The sequence below is a fragment of the Microbispora oryzae genome (assembly GCF_017896165.1).
GTDB classification, from domain to species: Bacteria; Actinomycetota; Actinomycetes; order Streptosporangiales; family Streptosporangiaceae; genus Microbispora; species Microbispora oryzae.
In genome coordinates, this window is sequence record NZ_JAFCNB010000011.1 from 79770 (window position 1) to 95603 (window position 15834).

At 70.6% G+C, this 15834-nt stretch carries 14 protein-coding genes; 11 read left to right on the forward strand and 3 right to left on the reverse strand.

The features are described 5' to 3' along the window. Positions 1–13: 13 nt before the first annotated feature. Positions 14–1168 carry a pyridoxal phosphate-dependent aminotransferase gene (locus JOL79_RS20430; protein WP_307848637.1) on the reverse strand — a complete coding sequence of 385 codons (1155 nt, stop codon included), beginning with the start codon at positions 1166–1168 and terminating at the stop codon, positions 14–16. Between the two features lie 297 nt (positions 1169–1465). Between JOL79_RS20430 and JOL79_RS20435 the strand changes: the two genes are divergently transcribed. The 11 genes from JOL79_RS20435 to JOL79_RS20485 all read left to right on the forward strand — a co-directional run bounded on the left by JOL79_RS20435 (position 1466) and on the right by JOL79_RS20485 (position 13654). Further along, positions 1466–1861, forward strand: coding sequence for a YybH family protein (locus JOL79_RS20435; protein ID WP_210157466.1), 396 nt, complete (start codon positions 1466–1468; stop codon positions 1859–1861). Positions 1862–1950: 89 nt separating this feature from the next. Beyond that, on the forward strand, positions 1951–2103 hold the full coding sequence (locus JOL79_RS20440; RefSeq protein ID WP_210157467.1) for a hypothetical protein: 153 nt from the start codon (positions 1951–1953) through the stop codon (positions 2101–2103). A 14-nt stretch (positions 2104–2117) separates the two neighbouring features. Continuing rightward, positions 2118–2768 carry a DsbA family oxidoreductase gene (locus JOL79_RS20445; protein WP_210157599.1) on the forward strand — a complete coding sequence of 217 codons (651 nt, stop codon included), beginning with the start codon at positions 2118–2120 and terminating at the stop codon, positions 2766–2768. Positions 2769–3007: 239 nt separating this feature from the next. Next, positions 3008–3322, forward strand: a complete 315-nt coding sequence (locus tag JOL79_RS20450; protein WP_210157468.1) for a hypothetical protein — start codon at positions 3008–3010, stop codon at positions 3320–3322. Positions 3323–3440: 118 nt separating this feature from the next. Next, positions 3441–5354 carry an APC family permease gene (locus tag JOL79_RS20455; protein ID WP_230985136.1) on the forward strand — a complete coding sequence of 638 codons (1914 nt, stop codon included), beginning with the start codon at positions 3441–3443 and terminating at the stop codon, positions 5352–5354. A 228-nt stretch (positions 5355–5582) separates the two neighbouring features. Continuing rightward, entirely contained in the window at positions 5583–5672 is a 90-nt protein-coding gene (locus JOL79_RS20460) for a K(+)-transporting ATPase subunit F (protein WP_210157469.1), read from the forward strand. Next, positions 5672–7333: a potassium-transporting ATPase subunit KdpA gene (gene kdpA / locus JOL79_RS20465; protein ID WP_210157470.1), complete on the forward strand. Its 1662-nt coding sequence runs from the start codon at positions 5672–5674 to the stop codon at positions 7331–7333. Before JOL79_RS20460 ends, kdpA begins: the two co-directional genes overlap by 1 nt. A gap of 2 nt (positions 7334–7335) precedes the next feature. Then, positions 7336–9477, forward strand: a complete 2142-nt coding sequence (gene kdpB / locus JOL79_RS20470) for a potassium-transporting ATPase subunit KdpB (protein WP_210157471.1) — start codon at positions 7336–7338, stop codon at positions 9475–9477. Beyond that, the gene (locus JOL79_RS20475) at positions 9477–10361 is read left to right on the forward strand and encodes a potassium-transporting ATPase subunit C (RefSeq protein ID WP_210157472.1); all 885 of its coding nucleotides are present in this window, start codon (positions 9477–9479) and stop codon (positions 10359–10361) included. The genes kdpB and JOL79_RS20475 overlap by 1 nt, the downstream gene beginning before the upstream one ends. Before the next feature lie 3 nt (positions 10362–10364). Then, positions 10365–12989, forward strand: a complete 2625-nt coding sequence (locus tag JOL79_RS20480) for a sensor histidine kinase (protein WP_210157473.1) — start codon at positions 10365–10367, stop codon at positions 12987–12989. Next, positions 12986–13654: a response regulator gene (locus tag JOL79_RS20485; protein ID WP_210157474.1), complete on the forward strand. Its 669-nt coding sequence runs from the start codon at positions 12986–12988 to the stop codon at positions 13652–13654. The genes JOL79_RS20480 and JOL79_RS20485 overlap by 4 nt, the downstream gene beginning before the upstream one ends. A gap of 21 nt (positions 13655–13675) precedes the next feature. Here JOL79_RS20485 and JOL79_RS20490 read toward each other — a convergent pair whose 3' ends face one another. Together JOL79_RS20490 and JOL79_RS20495 are read right to left on the reverse strand one after the other, a co-directional pair. Further along, positions 13676–15220 carry a Na+/H+ antiporter gene (locus JOL79_RS20490; protein ID WP_210157475.1) on the reverse strand — a complete coding sequence of 515 codons (1545 nt, stop codon included), beginning with the start codon at positions 15218–15220 and terminating at the stop codon, positions 13676–13678. 208 nt (positions 15221–15428) lie between these two features. Next, a complete protein-coding gene (locus tag JOL79_RS20495; protein WP_210157476.1) occupies positions 15429–15692 on the reverse strand; it encodes an SAV_915 family protein in 264 nt (87 codons plus the stop codon). Positions 15693–15834 lie beyond the last annotated feature (142 nt).

Here is a 15834-nt window from a genome sequence, read left to right on the forward strand (position 1 = left end):
GGCGGGCGGGGACTCAGCGCCGGTAGCCGGCCAGGAACGTGCCGATGCGCCCGATCGCCTCCTCCAGGTCGTCGGCGCGCTGCAGGGTGACGATCCGGAAATGGTCGGGCCGCGGCCAGTTGAATCCGGTGCCCTGGACGACGAGGATGTGCTCCTTTTCCAGGAGGTCCAGGACGAGCCGGACGTCGTCCGTGACCGGGTACATCTCCGGATCCAGGCGCGGAAAGACATACAGGGCACCGGCGGGCTTGACGCAGCTCACCCCGGGGATCTCGTTCAGCCGCTTCCACGCGCGCTCTCGTTGCTCCCACAGGCGTCCGCCCGGCCGGACCAAGGCGTCGATGCTCTGCGCGCCGGTGAGCGCGGCCCGGATCGCGTGCTGGCCGGGCACGTTGGCGCACAGCCGCATGTTGGTCAGGATCTCCAGACCCTCGATGTACGACTGCGCCCGCCGCTTGGGCCCGGTGATGATCATCCAACCCGAGCGGTACCCGCATACGCGGTAGGTCTTCGACAGCCCGGAGAAGGTGAGGGTGAGCACGTCGTCGGCGAGTGACGCGATCGACGTGTGCACCGCCTCGTCGTAGAGGATGCGGTCGTAGATCTCGTCGGCGAAGACGACCAGATTGTGGCGCCGGGCGAGGTCGAGCAGCCGGCGCAGCAGGTCGGGCGGGTAGACCGCCCCGGTGGGGTTGTTCGGGTTGATGATCACCAGCGCCTTGGTCCGCTCGGTGATCTTCGCGGCGATGTCGTCGGGGTCGGGGAACCACGACTCGTCCTCGCAGCAGACGTAGTGGACCGGCCTGCCGCCGCTGAGCGACACCGCCGCCGACCAGAGCGGGTAGTCCGGCGCGGGGACGAGGACCTCGTCGCCGTTGTTGAGCAGGGCCTGGGCGGCCATCACGATCAGCTCGGAGACGCCGTTGCCGAGGTAGACATCGTCCGGTCCCAGCCCGGTGATCCCCCGCCTCTCGTAGAGGTCGACGACGGCCGTGCGGGCGGCGAGCAGGCCCTTGGAGTCGCCGTACCCGTGCGCGAGCGGCAGGCTCCGGACCATGTCCTCGACGATCTCGGGAGGAGCCTCGAAGCCGAACGGCGCCGGATTGCCGATGTGCAGCTTGAGGATGCTGTGCCCCTGCGCCTCGAGCTCGGCTGCGCGTTTCAACACAGGACCGCGAATATCGTAACAGACGTTTGTTAGCTTGTCGGATTGGCCTATCAACATGGCGGAATTCTAACGGCACCCTTTTATGCGGGGCGGTGGCGGTCTGAATGTTTCAGCTGGCCGGTATATGTGCGGGATATCCGAACAATTAGTGAGGGCTTTCTGTTGGACCGGGCACCATATGGTCGCGAGCCGATCAAGAACGTGTGGTTGTGGACTTCATCAGAACCAGCTGTTGGACTTCTGCCCGACCGCCCGGCGATCCTGGGTCACGAGCCCAGACGACAGGAGGAGCGGACCATGCCTGAATATCAGCCCGGATATGAGCCTGCACGGGAGTACGAGAAGGCCATGCGACCCGAGGACATCACCCGGCTGTTCGTCGAGCGGTCGAACGCCGGGGACGCCGCGGGTGTGGCCGAGCTCTACGCGCCCGACGCGGTGCTGGCCTATCCGCCGGGCCGGGTGACCGTGGGCCGGGAGGCCATTCGCGAGCTGTGGGAGAAGGTGCTGGCCAACCGCCCACGTTTCGAGCCGGAGGAGTCGCTGCCCACGCTGGTCAACGGGGACATCGCGCTCACCTCGACGCCGCCGAGGGACGGCGCCGGCGCTCGGGCCCAGGTCGTCCGCCGCCAGCCGGACGGGAGCTGGCTGCGCGTGATCGACCAGCCGGAGTTCGTACGCCCGGGTGCCTAGCGGCAGTTAGGCAAAAAGCAGCACAAAGCGTCTCTTATGCTGTGACCCGGACCTGAGTTACAGACCGGACGCGAGTTACAGGGGACGAGATGAACGGACCGACCTCGACCGAATCCGGAGCCGCGCCGCAGAGCGGCGCCGTCCTGGACGTACCGGGCTTCGCGCCTCTCGCCGTACCGTCCGGGCTGGTCATCCTGGGCGCAGAGGACGCGCCGGTGTGCGCGGACGGGCGCTGCGCGTGAGCGGGGAAAGGCCGCTGCGGGTCGAGGTCTGGTCTGACGTCGTCTGCCCGTGGTGCTACATCGGCAAGCGGCGGCTGGAGAAGGCCGTCGAGCGGTTCGAGCACGCGGAGAACGTCGAGGTGGTCTGGCGGAGCTTCCAGCTCGACCCTTCCCATGCGAAGGGCGTCCGCATGCCGGTCTACGACATGCTCGCCGCGAAGACGGGAGGCTCCGCCGAGCAGGTGCGCGCGATGACCGACCGGGTCAAGGCTCTGGCCGCGGACGAGGGGCTGACCTACGACTTCGACCGGGCCGTCGCGGTCAACACGCTCGACGCCCACCGGGTGATCCACCTGGCCGGGACGCTCGGCCTGGGCGCCGAGGCGCACGAGCGGCTGCTGCGGGCCCATCTGATCGAGGGCGAGACGGTCGACGACCATGAGACGCTGACCCGGCTCGCGACCGAGGTGGGCGTGCCGGAGGACGACGCCCGCCGGGTGCTTGCCGGTGACGAGTACGCGCGTGACGTCGAGGGCGACTTCAGTGAGGCGCGGGCGCTCGGCATCACCGGCGTTCCCTTCTTCGTGCTCGACCGCGCGTACGGTGTGTCCGGCGCGCAGCCCGTCGACACGCTGCTCGCCGCGCTGACCACGGCTTACGAGCGGGAGGGCACGCCCGCCCGCTGAGGCCGGCGCTGGGACCAGGGCTGAGGCCACCTGTTCACGCCGGCCGGGCGTGCCTGGCCGGCAAGGAGTGCGTCATCGCGCGCCCTGGAGACCGTTCGCGGTGACGATTGAGGCCGGGAGCGGGGTATCCCCTCGTTCGGCTGCTCGGCCCGGTCGGGATGGACCGCGAGCGGCACGGACGAAGGGATGGGTGCCACACGATGGTCTGGAGCCGCACGAGCGGTCGCCGCGGAGCGGCCGTGGCGTGGAGCCTGGCGTGCGTGCTGCTCTGCGCCTGGACGTCGTGCTTCGCTCCCGAGGCGGCGGACGCCTCGACCGTCCCCCTCCGCTCCTCCCGGCATCCCCGGCACACCGCCGATGACGGTCCCGTCAACTCCCACAACGGCAACGGGCGAGGCAACAACAACTACTCGGCCGTCAACAGCCCCACCAACATGAGCGGCACCCAGCAGATCTCGGTCAGCATCAGCACCCTGGCCAACACGCAGGCGGCGTTCTGCCGGAAGCGGACCCGGGGTTGCAAGATCGTGCAGAACATGTCGGGCCATCGCTGAGCCCCGTCGAATCAATCGATCTTGACGTTTTCTTGACGCCCCTACCTGCGGTGACGCCCTTCTGACCTGAGTAGGGTGCTTTTCGTCCTTACGACCTTTTGACGAACAGGCGGGGCGAATGGCCGGGGTGCTGCAGCGTGTGTCCACCGGGGACGGCCCGGTGCGGCGGTGGCTGCTCGACGGCCTGCAGGCCGATCGCGGGCAGATCGAGCACGGTCCCCACCGCAAACACTCCTGGTGGCAGGTGATGTGCCTGACGGGCGTGGACTACTTCTCCACGCTCGGCTATCAGCCGGGCATCGCGGCCCTGGCCGCCGGGGCCCTCTCCCCGCTCGCCACCCTCCTGCTCGTGCTCCTCACGTTGTTCGGGGCGCTGCCGATCTACCGCAGGGTCGCGGACGAGAGCGCCGACGGCCAGGGCTCGATCGCCATGCTGGAGAAGCTGGCCCCGCAGTGGTGGGGGAAGCTGTTCGTGCTGGCGCTGCTGGGCTTCGCCGCGACCGACTTCGTCATCACCATGACGCTGTCGGCGGCCGACGCGACGGCCCACATCCTGGAGAACCCGTTCGTCCCCGCGTTCCTCGACGGGCAGCAGGTGCCGGTCACGCTCTTCCTGCTCGTTCTGCTCGGCGCGGTGTTCCTGATGGGCTTCAGCGAGGCGATCGGCATCGCCGTCGTGCTCGTGGGCCTCTATCTGCTCATGAACGGCGTCGTTGTGGCGACCGCGGTGCTTCGCGTGCTGGAGGAGCCGCATCTCGTGGTGGACTGGCGGCACCTGCTGACCTCGACGTACAGCAACCCGATCGCGATGGTCGGCCTGTCTCTTGTCGTCATGCCCAAGCTGGCGCTCGGCCTGTCCGGCTTCGAGACCGGGGTCGCGGTGATGCCGGTGATCGAGGGAGACCGGCCGCGCCGGATCAGGGGCGCCAAGCGCCTGCTCACCGTGTCGGCGCTGGTCATGAGCGTCTTCCTGATCTGCAGCAGCGTCGTCACCACCGTGCTCATCCCGGCCCGGGAGTTCCAGGACGGCGGCAAGGCGAGCGGCCGGGCCCTGGCCTACCTCGCCCACGCCTTCCTCGGCGACTGGTTCGGCACCGCGTACGACGTCAGCACGATCGCGATCCTGTGGTTCGCGGGCGCGTCGGCCATGGCCGGGCTGATCAACCTGGTGCCCCGCTACCTTCCCCGGTACGGCATGGCGCCCGACTGGACCCGCGCCGTCCGGCCCCTGGTGCTGGTGTTCAGCCTCATCGCCGTCGTGATCACTCTCATCTTCCACGCGGACGTCGAGGCCCAGGGCGGCGCGTACGCCACGGGGGTGCTGGTCCTGATCCTGTCGGCGGCCGTGGCGGTGACCCTGTCGGCGTGGCGGCGTGGCCGGCGGCGGGCCCGGGCGCTGTTCGGCCTGATCGCCGCGGTCTTCGCGTACACCCTGGTGGCGAACGTGATCGAACGGCCGGACGGCGTGAAGATCGCCGCGTTCTTCATCGTGGCCATCGTGGTCACGTCGCTGATCTCGCGCGCGACCCGGTCGACCGAGCTTCGGGTCACCGACATCCACCTCGACCCGCTCGCCGAGCGGTTCGTGAACGAGGCGAGCGGGGAGATCCACCTGATCGCCAACGAGCCGAACGACCGCGACCAGGACGAGTACAACGACAAGCGGCGGGAGCAGTGGCTCAACCACCGGCTGCGCAGCGCGGAGCCGGTCATGTTCGTCGAGGTCACGGTGGTCGACGCGTCCGACTTCGCGACCGAGCTCTCCGTCCACGGAGAGGAGCGGTTCGGCCACCGCATCCTGCACTACCGGAGTCCCACGGTGCCCAACTCCCTGGCCGCGCTCCTGCTTCACCTGCGCGACCGGACGGGGCACCCGCCGCACATCTACTTCCACTGGACCGAGGGCAATCCCGTCACGGCCATGCTGCGCTACCTGCTGTTCGGTGGCGGTGACGTGCCGCCCCTGACGAGGGAGGTCCTGCGGCAGGCGGAGCCCGACGTCATCCGCCGGCCGCACGTTCACGTGGGCTGAGTCCGCGGGCTGTATGACGGGCGTCAATACTCGCGCCGAGCGCGTACAGAACCCGTCAAGAAGCGTCGTAATCATTCGAATCCGGGACTTTCCTGGTCATGTAGCCGCCTGAGACGGCGGCGTCGCAACCGGAATCCAAGGAGTGAGGATGACCGACGTCATCTTCGTCGCGCTGACGATCGCGATGTTCGTGATCTTCGGGCTTGTCGTCAGGGCGGTGGAGCGCCTGTGAGCGTGATCAACGCCGTCGGTCTCGGCGTGTCCGCCGTCCTGGTGGTCTTCATGGTCGCCGCCCTGCTGTTCCCGGAGCGCTTCTGATGACCACCACCACGGCCGGGATCGTCTTCATCGCGTCCCTGGTCATCGCGCTCGGGCTGGCCTACCGGCCGATCGGCGACCACATGTACCGGGTCTACACGAGCACCCGGCACCTCGCGGTCGAGCGCGGCGTCTACCGCCTCATCGGGGTGCGGCCGGACGCCGAGCAGCCCTGGAACGTCTACGCCCGCGCCCTGCTGGCCTTCTCCGCGATCTCCATCCTCGTGGTGTACGGCATGCAGCGGCTGCAGGACAGGCTGTTCCTGAGCCTCGGCCTGCCGCCCGTCACCGACCACATCGCGTGGAACACCGCGATCAGCTTCGTGACCAACACCAACTGGCAGGCCTACTCGGGCGAGTCCACGATGGGCCACCTGGTCCAGATGTCCGCCCTCGCCGTGCAGAACTTCGTGTCGGCCGCGGTCGGGATGGCCGTCGCCGTCGCGCTGGTCCGCGGCTTCGCCCGCAGGCGCAGCGACACCATCGGCAACTTCTGGGTCGACCTGGTCCGCGGCACGCTCCGCGTTCTGCTGCCCATCGCCGTCGTCGGCGCGCTGGTGCTCGTGGCCGGCGGCGTGATCCAGAACTTCGCCTCCCCCCACGTGGTGAACACGCTCACCGGAGGCACCCAGGCGATCACCGGCGGGCCGGTGGCCAGCCAGGAGGTCATCAAGGAGCTCGGCACCAACGGCGGCGGCTTCTACAACGCCAACTCGGCGCATCCGTTCGAGAACCCCACGACGTGGACGAACTGGCTGGAGATCTTCCTGCTCCTGCTCATCCCCTTCGGGCTGACCCGGACCTTCGGCCGGATGGTCGGCCAGGTCAGGCAGGGCTACGCGATCCTCGCCGTTATGGTCACCCTCGCCCTGCTGAGCGTGGTCCTGATCAACGTGTTCGAGCTCTCCGGCCACGCCACCGTCCCCCAGGCTGTGGGAGCGGCGATGGAGGGCAAGGAGGTCAGGTTCGGCGTCGCCGACTCGGCGACGTTCGCCGCGGCCACCACGCTGACCTCGACCGGCGCCGTGGACTCCTTCCACGACTCGTTCACGCCCCTCGGCGGCATGATGACGATGTTCACCATGATGCTGGGCGAGGTCGCCCCCGGCGGCACGGGCTCCGGCCTGTACGGCATGCTCGTCCTTGCCGTGATCACCGTCTTCGTGGCGGGGCTGATGGTCGGGCGCACCCCCGAATATCTGGGCAAGAAGATCGGCTCACGCGAGATCAAGCTCGCATCGCTCTACTTCCTCGTCACTCCCGTCCTCGTGCTCGTCGGGACGGCCGCGGCGATGGGCAACGCCTCCGGCCTGGCGGCCATGCTCAACCGCGGCCCCCACGGGTTCTCCGAGATCCTCTACGCCTTCACCAGCGCCGCGAACAACAACGGCTCGGCGTTCGCCGGGGTCACCGTCAACACCCCGTGGTACGACGTGGCGCTCGGCCTGTGCATGGCCTTCGGCCGGTTCCTGCCCATCGTCTTCGTCCTGGCCCTGGCCGGTTCGCTCGCCCGGCAGGCGCCCGTGCCCCAGTCGGCCGGCACGCTGCCCACCCACCGTCCGCAGTTCGTCGGGATGGTCGTGGGCGTGACGGTCGTGCTCGTGGCCCTGACCTTCCTCCCCGCCCTCGCGCTCGGGCCGCTCGCAGAAGGACTTTCCTGATCATGTCGACATCGGTGCTCGAAGCCCCGGACCGCTCTCCCGCCCCGGGCGGGCGGGTCGGCGGCGGCCTGCTCGACCCCAAACAGTTGATGGCCTCGCTGCCCGGCGCGTTCGCGAAGCTGAACCCCGCCACCCTGTGGCGCAATCCGGTGATGTTCATCGTCGAGATCGGCGCGGCGTCCACCACGGTTTTGGCGATCCTCGATCCGTCGGTCTTCGCCTGGGCGATCGTCGTGTGGCTGTGGCTGACCGTGGTGTTCGCCAACCTGGCCGAGGCGGTGGCCGAGGGCCGCGGCAAGGCCCAGGCGGCGACGTTGCGGGCGGCCAAGCGCGACACCACCGGCCGCCGGCTGAAGAGCTGGACCGCGGGCGCCCGGACACTCGAATGGGACGTCGTCGGCGCCCCGGAGCTCCGGCAGGGCGACCACGTGATCGTGGAGGCGGGCGAGGTCATCCCCGGAGACGGCGACGTGGTCGAGGGCATCGCCTCGGTCGACGAGTCGGCCATCACCGGAGAGTCGGCCCCCGTCATCCGCGAGTCGGGCGGCGACCGGTCCGCCGTCACCGGAGGCACCAAGGTGCTGTCGGACCGCGTCATCGTGCGGATCACGCAGAAGCCCGGTGAGAGCTTCATCGACCGGATGATCGCGCTCGTGGAGGGCGCCAACCGGCAGAAGACGCCGAACGAGATCGCGCTGAACATCCTGCTGGCCGCGCTCACGATCATCTTCCTGGTCGCGACCGTGACGATGCAGCCGCTCGCGATCTACTCCAAGGGGCAGAACCCCGGGGTGCCCGACTCGCTCGCGCTCGACGCGAACGGCGTCACGGGTGTCGTACTGGTGTCGCTGCTGGTCTGCCTGATCCCGACGACGATCGGCGCGCTGCTCTCCGCCATCGGCATCGCCGGGATGGACCGGCTGGTGCAGCGCAACGTGCTGGCCATGAGCGGCCGGGCGGTCGAGGCGGCGGGCGACGTCAACACCCTGCTGCTGGACAAGACCGGCACGATCACGCTCGGCAACCGGCAGGCGTCGGAGTTCGTCCCCGTCGAGGGCGTCACCGGCGCGGAGCTCGCCCGGGCGGCCCAGCTGGCCAGCCTGGCCGACGAGACGCCCGAGGGGCGGTCGGTCGTGGTCTACGCCAAGCAGGAGTACGGCCTGCGGGAGCGGGAGCCCGGCGAGCTGGCGCACGCCGAGTGGATCGCGTTCACCGCCCAGACCCGGATGTCGGGGGTCGACGTCGACGGCCGCCAGGTCCGCAAGGGCGCGGCGACGTCGGTGATGAAGTGGGTCCGCGACAACGGCGGCCACCCCACCGGCGACGTCGGCCACCTGGTGGACGGCATCTCCGCCTCCGGCGGGACGCCCCTCGTCGTCGGCGAGGTGACCGGGGGCACGGCCCGCGTCCTCGGGGTCATCCACCTCAAGGACGTCGTCAAGGAGGGCATGCGCGAGCGGTTCGACGAGATGCGCCGGATGGGCATCAGAACCGTGATGATCACTGGGGACAACCCGCTGACGGCGAAGGCGATCGCCGACGAGGCCGGGGTCGACGACTTCCTGGCCGAGGCGACACCGGAGGATAAGCTCGCGCTGATCAAGAAGGAGCAGGAGGGGGGCCGGCTGGTCGCGATGACCGGCGACGGCACCAACGACGCCCCGGCGCTCGCGCAGGCCGACGTCGGGGTGGCGATGAACACCGGCACCTCGGCCGCCAAGGAGGCCGGGAACATGGTCGACCTCGACTCCAACCCGACCAAGCTCATCGAGATCGTTGAGATCGGCAAGCAGCTCCTGATCACCCGAGGCGCGCTGACCACGTTCTCGATCGCCAACGACATCGCGAAGTATTTCGCGATCATTCCGGCGATGTTCGCCGCCGTCTATCCGGGGCTCGACACGCTGAACGTCATGCGGCTGCACAGCCCGCAGTCGGCGATCCTGTCCGCGGTCGTCTTCAACGCGCTCGTCATCGTCGTGCTGATCCCGCTGGCGCTGCGCGGAGTGCGCTACCGGCCGTCCAGCGCGTCCAAGCTGCTGTCGCGCAACCTCTACCTCTACGGTCTGGGCGGCATCATCGCGCCGTTCGCCGGCATCAAGCTCATCGACCTGCTGATCCACTTTCTTCCGGGGATGTCGTGATGGAACGCCTGCCAGGCTGGCTCCGCCGGCACATAGCGGCGATCAGGGCGATCGTCGTGCTCACGCTGATCCTGGGCGGCGTCTACCCGCTCGTCGTCACCGGCGTCGCTCAGGCGCTGTTCCACGGCAGGGCGAACGGCTCCATCGCCGAGAGGGTCCCCGGGAAGAACGGCACGGACGTCGGCAGCGACCTCATCGGCCAGCTCTTCACCGACAAGGACGGCAATCCCGTCAAGGGTTACTTCCAGAGCCGCCCGTCCGCCGCCGGCGCCGGCTATGATCCGCTGTCCACCGCCGCGAGCAACCTCGGCCCCGAAGACGTCCTGGACGTCCTGCCCGTCACTGGGGCCAAGAACGACCAGGGCGAGCCCGACACCGGTAGGCAGAGCCTGCTCACCCAGGTGTGCGCCCGTTCCAAGGCGATCGGGGCGCTGGAGGGCGTCAGCGGCGCCCGGCCGTACTGCACGCCGGACGGGGTCGGCGCGGTGCTGAAGGTCTTCCCCGCCGTCGGCCGGGCCACCCGGGTGGTCAGCGTCAACCAGGCCTGCCCCGCGACCCCGTTCGTCCGGGTCTATGAGGGGATCACGGTCGAGTGCGCCAAGCCCGGCGAGGACTACTCGGCCGGACGGACCGTCCCGGTCCGCGGCGACGCGAAGGCGGTCGTCCCCGCGGACGCCGTCACGGCCAGCGCGTCCGGTCTCGACCCCGGTATCTCCGTGGCGTACGCCGACCTTCAGGCGCCACGGGTGGCCCGGGAGCGGCACCTCCCGCTCGCCAGGGTGAAGAATCTCATCAGGGCGAACACGACCGGACGGGCCCTCGGCTTCATGGGTGAGCCGGCCGTCAACGTGCTCCGCCTCAACCTCGCCCTGGACGGGAGATAGGGCATGCGACGCGGGCGGCTGCGGATCTACCTCGGCGCGGCGCCGGGGGTGGGCAAGACGTACGCCATGCTGTGCGAGGGCCGCCGGGCCCAGGATCGCGGCAGGGACGTGGTGGCGGCCCTGGTGGAGACCCACGGCCGGCCGCGTACGGCCGAGCTGCTGGCCGGCCTGGAGACGGTGCCGCGCCGGAGGATGCTCCACCGGGGCGCCGCCTTCGAGGAGATGGACGTGGACGCGGTGCTGGGCCGCGCCCCCCGCATCGCCCTGGTCGACGAGCTGGCCCACACCAACGTGCCGGGGTCGCGCAACGTCAAGCGCTGGCAGGACGTCGAGGAACTGCTGGACGCCGGCATCGACGTGATCTCCACGGTGAACATCCAGCACCTGGAGTCGGTCAACGACGTCGTCGAGCAGATCACCGGCATCCCGCAGCGCGAGACGGTGCCCGACGAGGTGGTCCGCCGGGCCGACCAGGTCGAGCTGGTGGACATGTCGCCCGAGGCGCTGCGCCGCCGGATGGCGCACGGCAACGTCTACGGGCCGGAGAAGGTGGACGCCGCGCTGTCCAACTACTTCCGGGTGGGGAACCTGACCGCGCTGCGGGAGCTGGCGCTGCTGTGGGTGGCCGACAAGGTCGACGAGCAGCTCGACCGCTACCGGGCCGAGCACGGCATCGCCACCACCTGGGAGGCGCGCGAGCGGGTGGTGGTGGCGCTGACCGGCGGGCCGGAGGGCGAGACGCTGCTGCGGCGGGCGGCGCGGATCGCGGCCCGCACCAAGGGGGCCGACCTGCTGGCCGTCCACGTCGCCCGCTCCGACGGGCTGGCCGGGGGCGATCCGGCGCTGCTGGCCCGCCAGCGCACTCTCGTGGAGAGCATGGGCGGCACCTATCACCAGGTGGCCGGCGACGACGTGCCGCGGGCGCTGCTGGAGTTCGCCCGCGGGGTCAACGCCACCCAGCTCGTGCTCGGCGCGTCCCGCCGCGGCCGCCTGGCCCAGATCCTGGCGCCCGGTGTCGGGGTGGAGACCACGGCCAGGTCGGGCACCATCGACGTCCACATGATCTCCCACGAGCACGTACGGCAGGGCCGCGGCCACCCGTCCCGGTCTCGCGCGGCGCTGACCCGCCGGCGCCGCCTGGCCGGCTGGGCGATGGTCGCCACGCTGCTGCCGCTGCTGACGGCCGTGCTGGTGCCGCTGCGCGGGGCGCTGTCGCTGCCGAGCTTCATCCTGCTGTTCCTGACCACCGTGGTCGGGGTCGCCCTGGTCGGCGGCATGTGGCCGGCGATCACCGCGGCGGTGGGCGGGTCGCTCCTGCTCAACTACTTCTTCACCCCGCCGACCGGCAAGTTCACCATCGCCGATCCGGAGAACTTCTTCGCGCTGGCCGTGTTCGTCCTGGTGGCGGCCGCGGTGAGCATGATCGTCGACCTGGCGGCCCGCCGTACGAGGGAGGCGGCCCGCGCGGGGGCCGACGCGCAGGTGCTGTCGGCCCTGGCCGGGCACGTGCTGCGGGGCGAGTCGGCCGTGCCGTCCCTGCTGGCCCGCACGCGGGAGACGTTCGGCCTGGCCTCGGTCACCCTGCTGGAACGGCGCGGCCCGGTGGGGCCCGACGACCGGCCCGATCCCGGCGCCTGGCGGATCGTCGCCACCTCGGGCGGCCCCGTCTGTGCCTGCCCCGACGCCGCCGACACCGACGTGGCCGTCGACGACGATCTCGTGCTGGCCGCGCGGGGACGGCTGCTCGACGCCTCCGACCGGCACGTGATCGAGGCGTTCGCGGCGCAGATCGCCGTCGCGCTGCGGCAGGAACGGCTGGAGGAGGAGGCGGAGCGGGTCCGGCCGCTGGCCGAGGCCGACCGGATGCGCACCGCCCTGCTCGCCGCCGTCAGCCACGACCTGCGCACTCCCCTGGCGTCGGCCACCGCGGCGGTGGACAGCCTGCGCACCACCGACGTCGAATGGTCGGAGGAGGACCGCGCGGAGCTGCTGGCGACGGCGAAGGAGTCGCTGGAGCGGCTGGACCGGCTGGTCGCCAACCTGCTCGACATGAGCAGGCTCCAGGCGGGCGCGCTCGGCGTCGCCATCCAGCCGGTGGCCGTGGAGGAGGTCGTGCCCGTGGCGCTCGACGACCTCGGCGCCCCCGGCGACCGGGTCGACACCCGCGTCCCCGGCGACCTGCCGGACGTCCTGGCCGACCCGGCGCTGCTCGAACGCGTCCTGGTCAATCTGATCTCCAACGCCGTCCGCTACAGCCCGCCCGGCGAGAAGGTGCTCCTGACCGCCAGCGCGTACGGAGACCACGTGGAGATCCGGGTCGTCGACCGCGGCCCCGGCATCCCGCCCGAGGCGTACGATCAGGTCTTCCTGCCGTTCCAGCGGCTCGGGGACCGCGACAACCACACGGGGGTCGGGCTTGGCCTCGCCCTGTCGCGCGGCCTGGCCGAGGCGATGGGCGGCACGCTCCTCCCCGAGGAGACACCGGGAGGCGGTTTGACCATGACGGTGACCCTGCCGGTTCCCGCCTGGATCCGGCCCGTCCCGGAGGCGGATCAGCCCGCGGACGAAGGTCCCGGCGCCGAGGCGGAGCCGCCGGAGGGCCCGCGGCTCTCCGAGGAGGCACGGTGACGCGCATCCTGGTCGTGGACGACGAGCCGCAGATGCTGCGGGCGCTGCGGATCAACCTGGTGGCCCGCCGATACGAGGTCGCGGTCGCGGCGGACGGCGCGTCCGCGCTGCGGGAGGCGGCCGACCGGCGTCCCGACCTGGTGCTGCTCGACCTCGGGCTGCCGGACATGGACGGGGTGGACGTCATCCACGGGCTGCGGGGCTGGACCAGCACGCCGATCATCGTGCTGTCCGGCCGCGCCGGCAACCAGGACAAGGTGGAGGCCCTCGACGCCGGGGCCGACGACTACGTCACCAAGCCGTTCGGCATCGACGAGCTGCTGGCCCGGGTCCGCGCCGTCACCCGCCGCGCCGCCGTGCACGAGGCGGAACTGGCCAGCGTCCGGATCGGCGACCACGTGATCGACCTGATCGGCAAGACGGTCTCCGGCGACGTACGGCTCACTCCCACCGAGTGGCACATCCTGGAGATCCTCGCCCGCAACCCCGGGAAACTGGTCGGCCAGCGGCAGCTGCTCAACCAGGTGTGGGGGGAGAAGTTCGTCAAGGAGACCCACTACCTGCGCCAGTACATGGCCCAGTTGCGGCGCAAGCTGGAGCGGGATCCCGCCCATCCCGTCCATCTGATCACCGAGCCCGGGATGGGCTACCGCTTCAAGCCGTGACAGGGACGACTGACAGGGGGCTCACTCGTCGATGTAGCGCAGGTGCTGGCGGTCGAGACGGCGCTGAAGACGGCGGTAGGTGCGCTCGCCGATCTCCCCCGCCGCGTGCATCCGGGCGAGCGCCTCGATCTGGATGTCCAGCACGTCCCTGCGGACCTGGCCGTAGGTGTCGGTGAGGTCCTCCGACTCCTGGTCCAGGTCCTGCTGGATGCGGAGCGAGCGCCGCACCTGCTCCAGTACGGCGGGTGAGGCGGCCTCCAGGTCGCCGAGCTGCTCCACGTAGGCGGCGGCGACCTCGGTCAGCCGTCTCCTGGCCTGGGTGTACTCGGCCTGCGAGTCGCCGGCCGCGACCGCCAGGCCGGAGAGCCGGACGAGCGGGGCGAGCGTGAAGCCCTGGACCACGAGGGAGATGACGATGACGCCGGTGGCCAGCACCACGAGCAGGCTCCGGTGGGGGAGCGGCGCTCCGGTGGCGGTGGTCAGCGGGATGGACAGCGCGGCCGCGAGCGGCACGACCCCCCGGGCGCCGGCCCACGACACGACCGCCGACACGGGCCAGGACGGCCGCAGCCGCCCGCCGCTCCGGCGCTGGGCCAGGGCGGTCAGCGGGACCATCCAGGCCACCCTGACCAGGACCAATATGATCGCGATGACCACCACCGCGCCGACCCAGGGCCGTTCGGCCGCGGCGAGGTGGCGGATCTGTCCCGGGAGCTGCAGCCCGATCAGGCTGAAGACGACGCTCTCCAAGAGGAAGATCACCGTGCCGTACACGGCGGTGAGCTGGAGCCGGATCCGCGAGTCGGTCAGCTCGTGCTGCTTCGCACCGATGATCACGGCCGAGACGATCACCGAGGTCACGCCCGAGGCGCCCACGGCCTCCGCGAGGACGTAGCCGAGGTAGGGCACGATCAGCGCGATCACGCTTTCGAGCACCGGGTCTTCGGTGCGCCGCCGGATGAACGAGACGCCGACGGCCAGCAGCGCGCCGACGATCGCGCCGCCGACGGCCAGCCGGGCGAAGTCGAGGGCGATCCCCGACCACCCCGCGATTCCCCCGGCGACCGCGACGGCGCTGGCGATCCGGAAGAGGATCAGGCTGGTGGCGTCGTTGAACAGGCTCTCCGCCTGCACCAGCGCCTGCAGCCGGGGCGGCAGGGCCAGCCGCCGGCCGAGGGCGGTCACGGCGACGGGGTCGGTGCTGGCCAGCACGGCCCCCAGGACGAATCCCAGCGAGATCGGCAGCGGCGTGAGCAGCGTGGTCACATAGCCCACGGCCGCCGCCGAGACCAGCACGAGGCCCACCGCCAGCAGGGTGACCGGCCGCCACAGCCGCCGCAGCTCACGCCAGGACAGCTCCTCGCCCGCGGCGTACAGCAGGGGCGGCAGCACGACCAGGCTGACGATCTCGGGGGTGACGTGGATCTGCTCGGTGAACGGCAGCAGCCCAAGCGCGACGCCCGCGACGACGAGCAGTGAAGGCGCGGGGACACGGATCCGGCCCGCGAATGTCGCCACCACGGTGGCCACGGCGACCAGGAATAGCACGATCTGAACGCTCTGCACCACGTCTCCTCGGAATGCCTGCTGACATGCCGACCAGACTTCCCGGCGCACCGGCCACCACGGTACAGGACGGGAAAAAGTTCACTTCAAGCCGGGGCGTGGGCCGAGCCCGTCTCCGACTGCCCGAGGCCGGAGCCGGGCCCGGAGTCGGGATGGGGGTTGTCGCTGTCGCTCGCGTGTGCGGCGAGATCTCTGGCCAGTACGCACATCACGCGGTCCTGGAGATCGGCCGGTCCATCGTCCCGGCGGGGTCGATCACGATGCCGGCCACGCCGAGGTCCTTGAGCATGCCGCGCAGCGCGGGCTCGCTGAGCCGGATCCAGGGCTGTTCCGTGCCGAGCACCCGGGCCAGCCGCGGTGACGAGGTGAACGCGACAGACGTCCTCCGCCCCGACGGGGTCCGGAAGAGACGGAGCGCCAGGGCACAGGCGCCGGGGCGTACGGGCACGTATAAGAGCGGTTGATCAGACATCGGGTGCCTCCGTAGAGCGTCGACAGGACGTCGACACGGCGACGCTAGTGCGGCAAAGACCCTGGGCGACCGCCTCGATACGCGATTGCGACGCCGGTCGGGGGAACGCTGACGCGCCGTTGACGGCCGTGCGGGACCCGTC

Excerpts from the sequence above, each read along its gene's own strand:
- kdpA (WP_210157470.1), top strand. The coding sequence starts at position 5,672 with ATGACCACCACCACGGCCGGGATCGTCTTCATCGCGTCCCTGGTCATC.
- JOL79_RS20455 (WP_230985136.1), top strand. The coding sequence starts at position 3,441 with ATGGCCGGGGTGCTGCAGCGTGTGTCCACCGGGGACGGCCCGGTGCGG.
- JOL79_RS20440 (WP_210157467.1), top strand. The coding sequence starts at position 1,951 with ATGAACGGACCGACCTCGACCGAATCCGGAGCCGCGCCGCAGAGCGGC.
- JOL79_RS20495 (WP_210157476.1), bottom strand. The coding sequence starts at position 15,692 with ATGTCTGATCAACCGCTCTTATACGTGCCCGTACGCCCCGGCGCCTGT.
- JOL79_RS20435 (WP_210157466.1), top strand. The coding sequence starts at position 1,466 with ATGCCTGAATATCAGCCCGGATATGAGCCTGCACGGGAGTACGAGAAG.
- kdpB (WP_210157471.1), top strand. The coding sequence starts at position 7,336 with ATGTCGACATCGGTGCTCGAAGCCCCGGACCGCTCTCCCGCCCCGGGC.
- JOL79_RS20480 (WP_210157473.1), top strand. The coding sequence starts at position 10,365 with ATGCGACGCGGGCGGCTGCGGATCTACCTCGGCGCGGCGCCGGGGGTG.
- JOL79_RS20475 (WP_210157472.1), top strand. The coding sequence starts at position 9,477 with ATGGAACGCCTGCCAGGCTGGCTCCGCCGGCACATAGCGGCGATCAGG.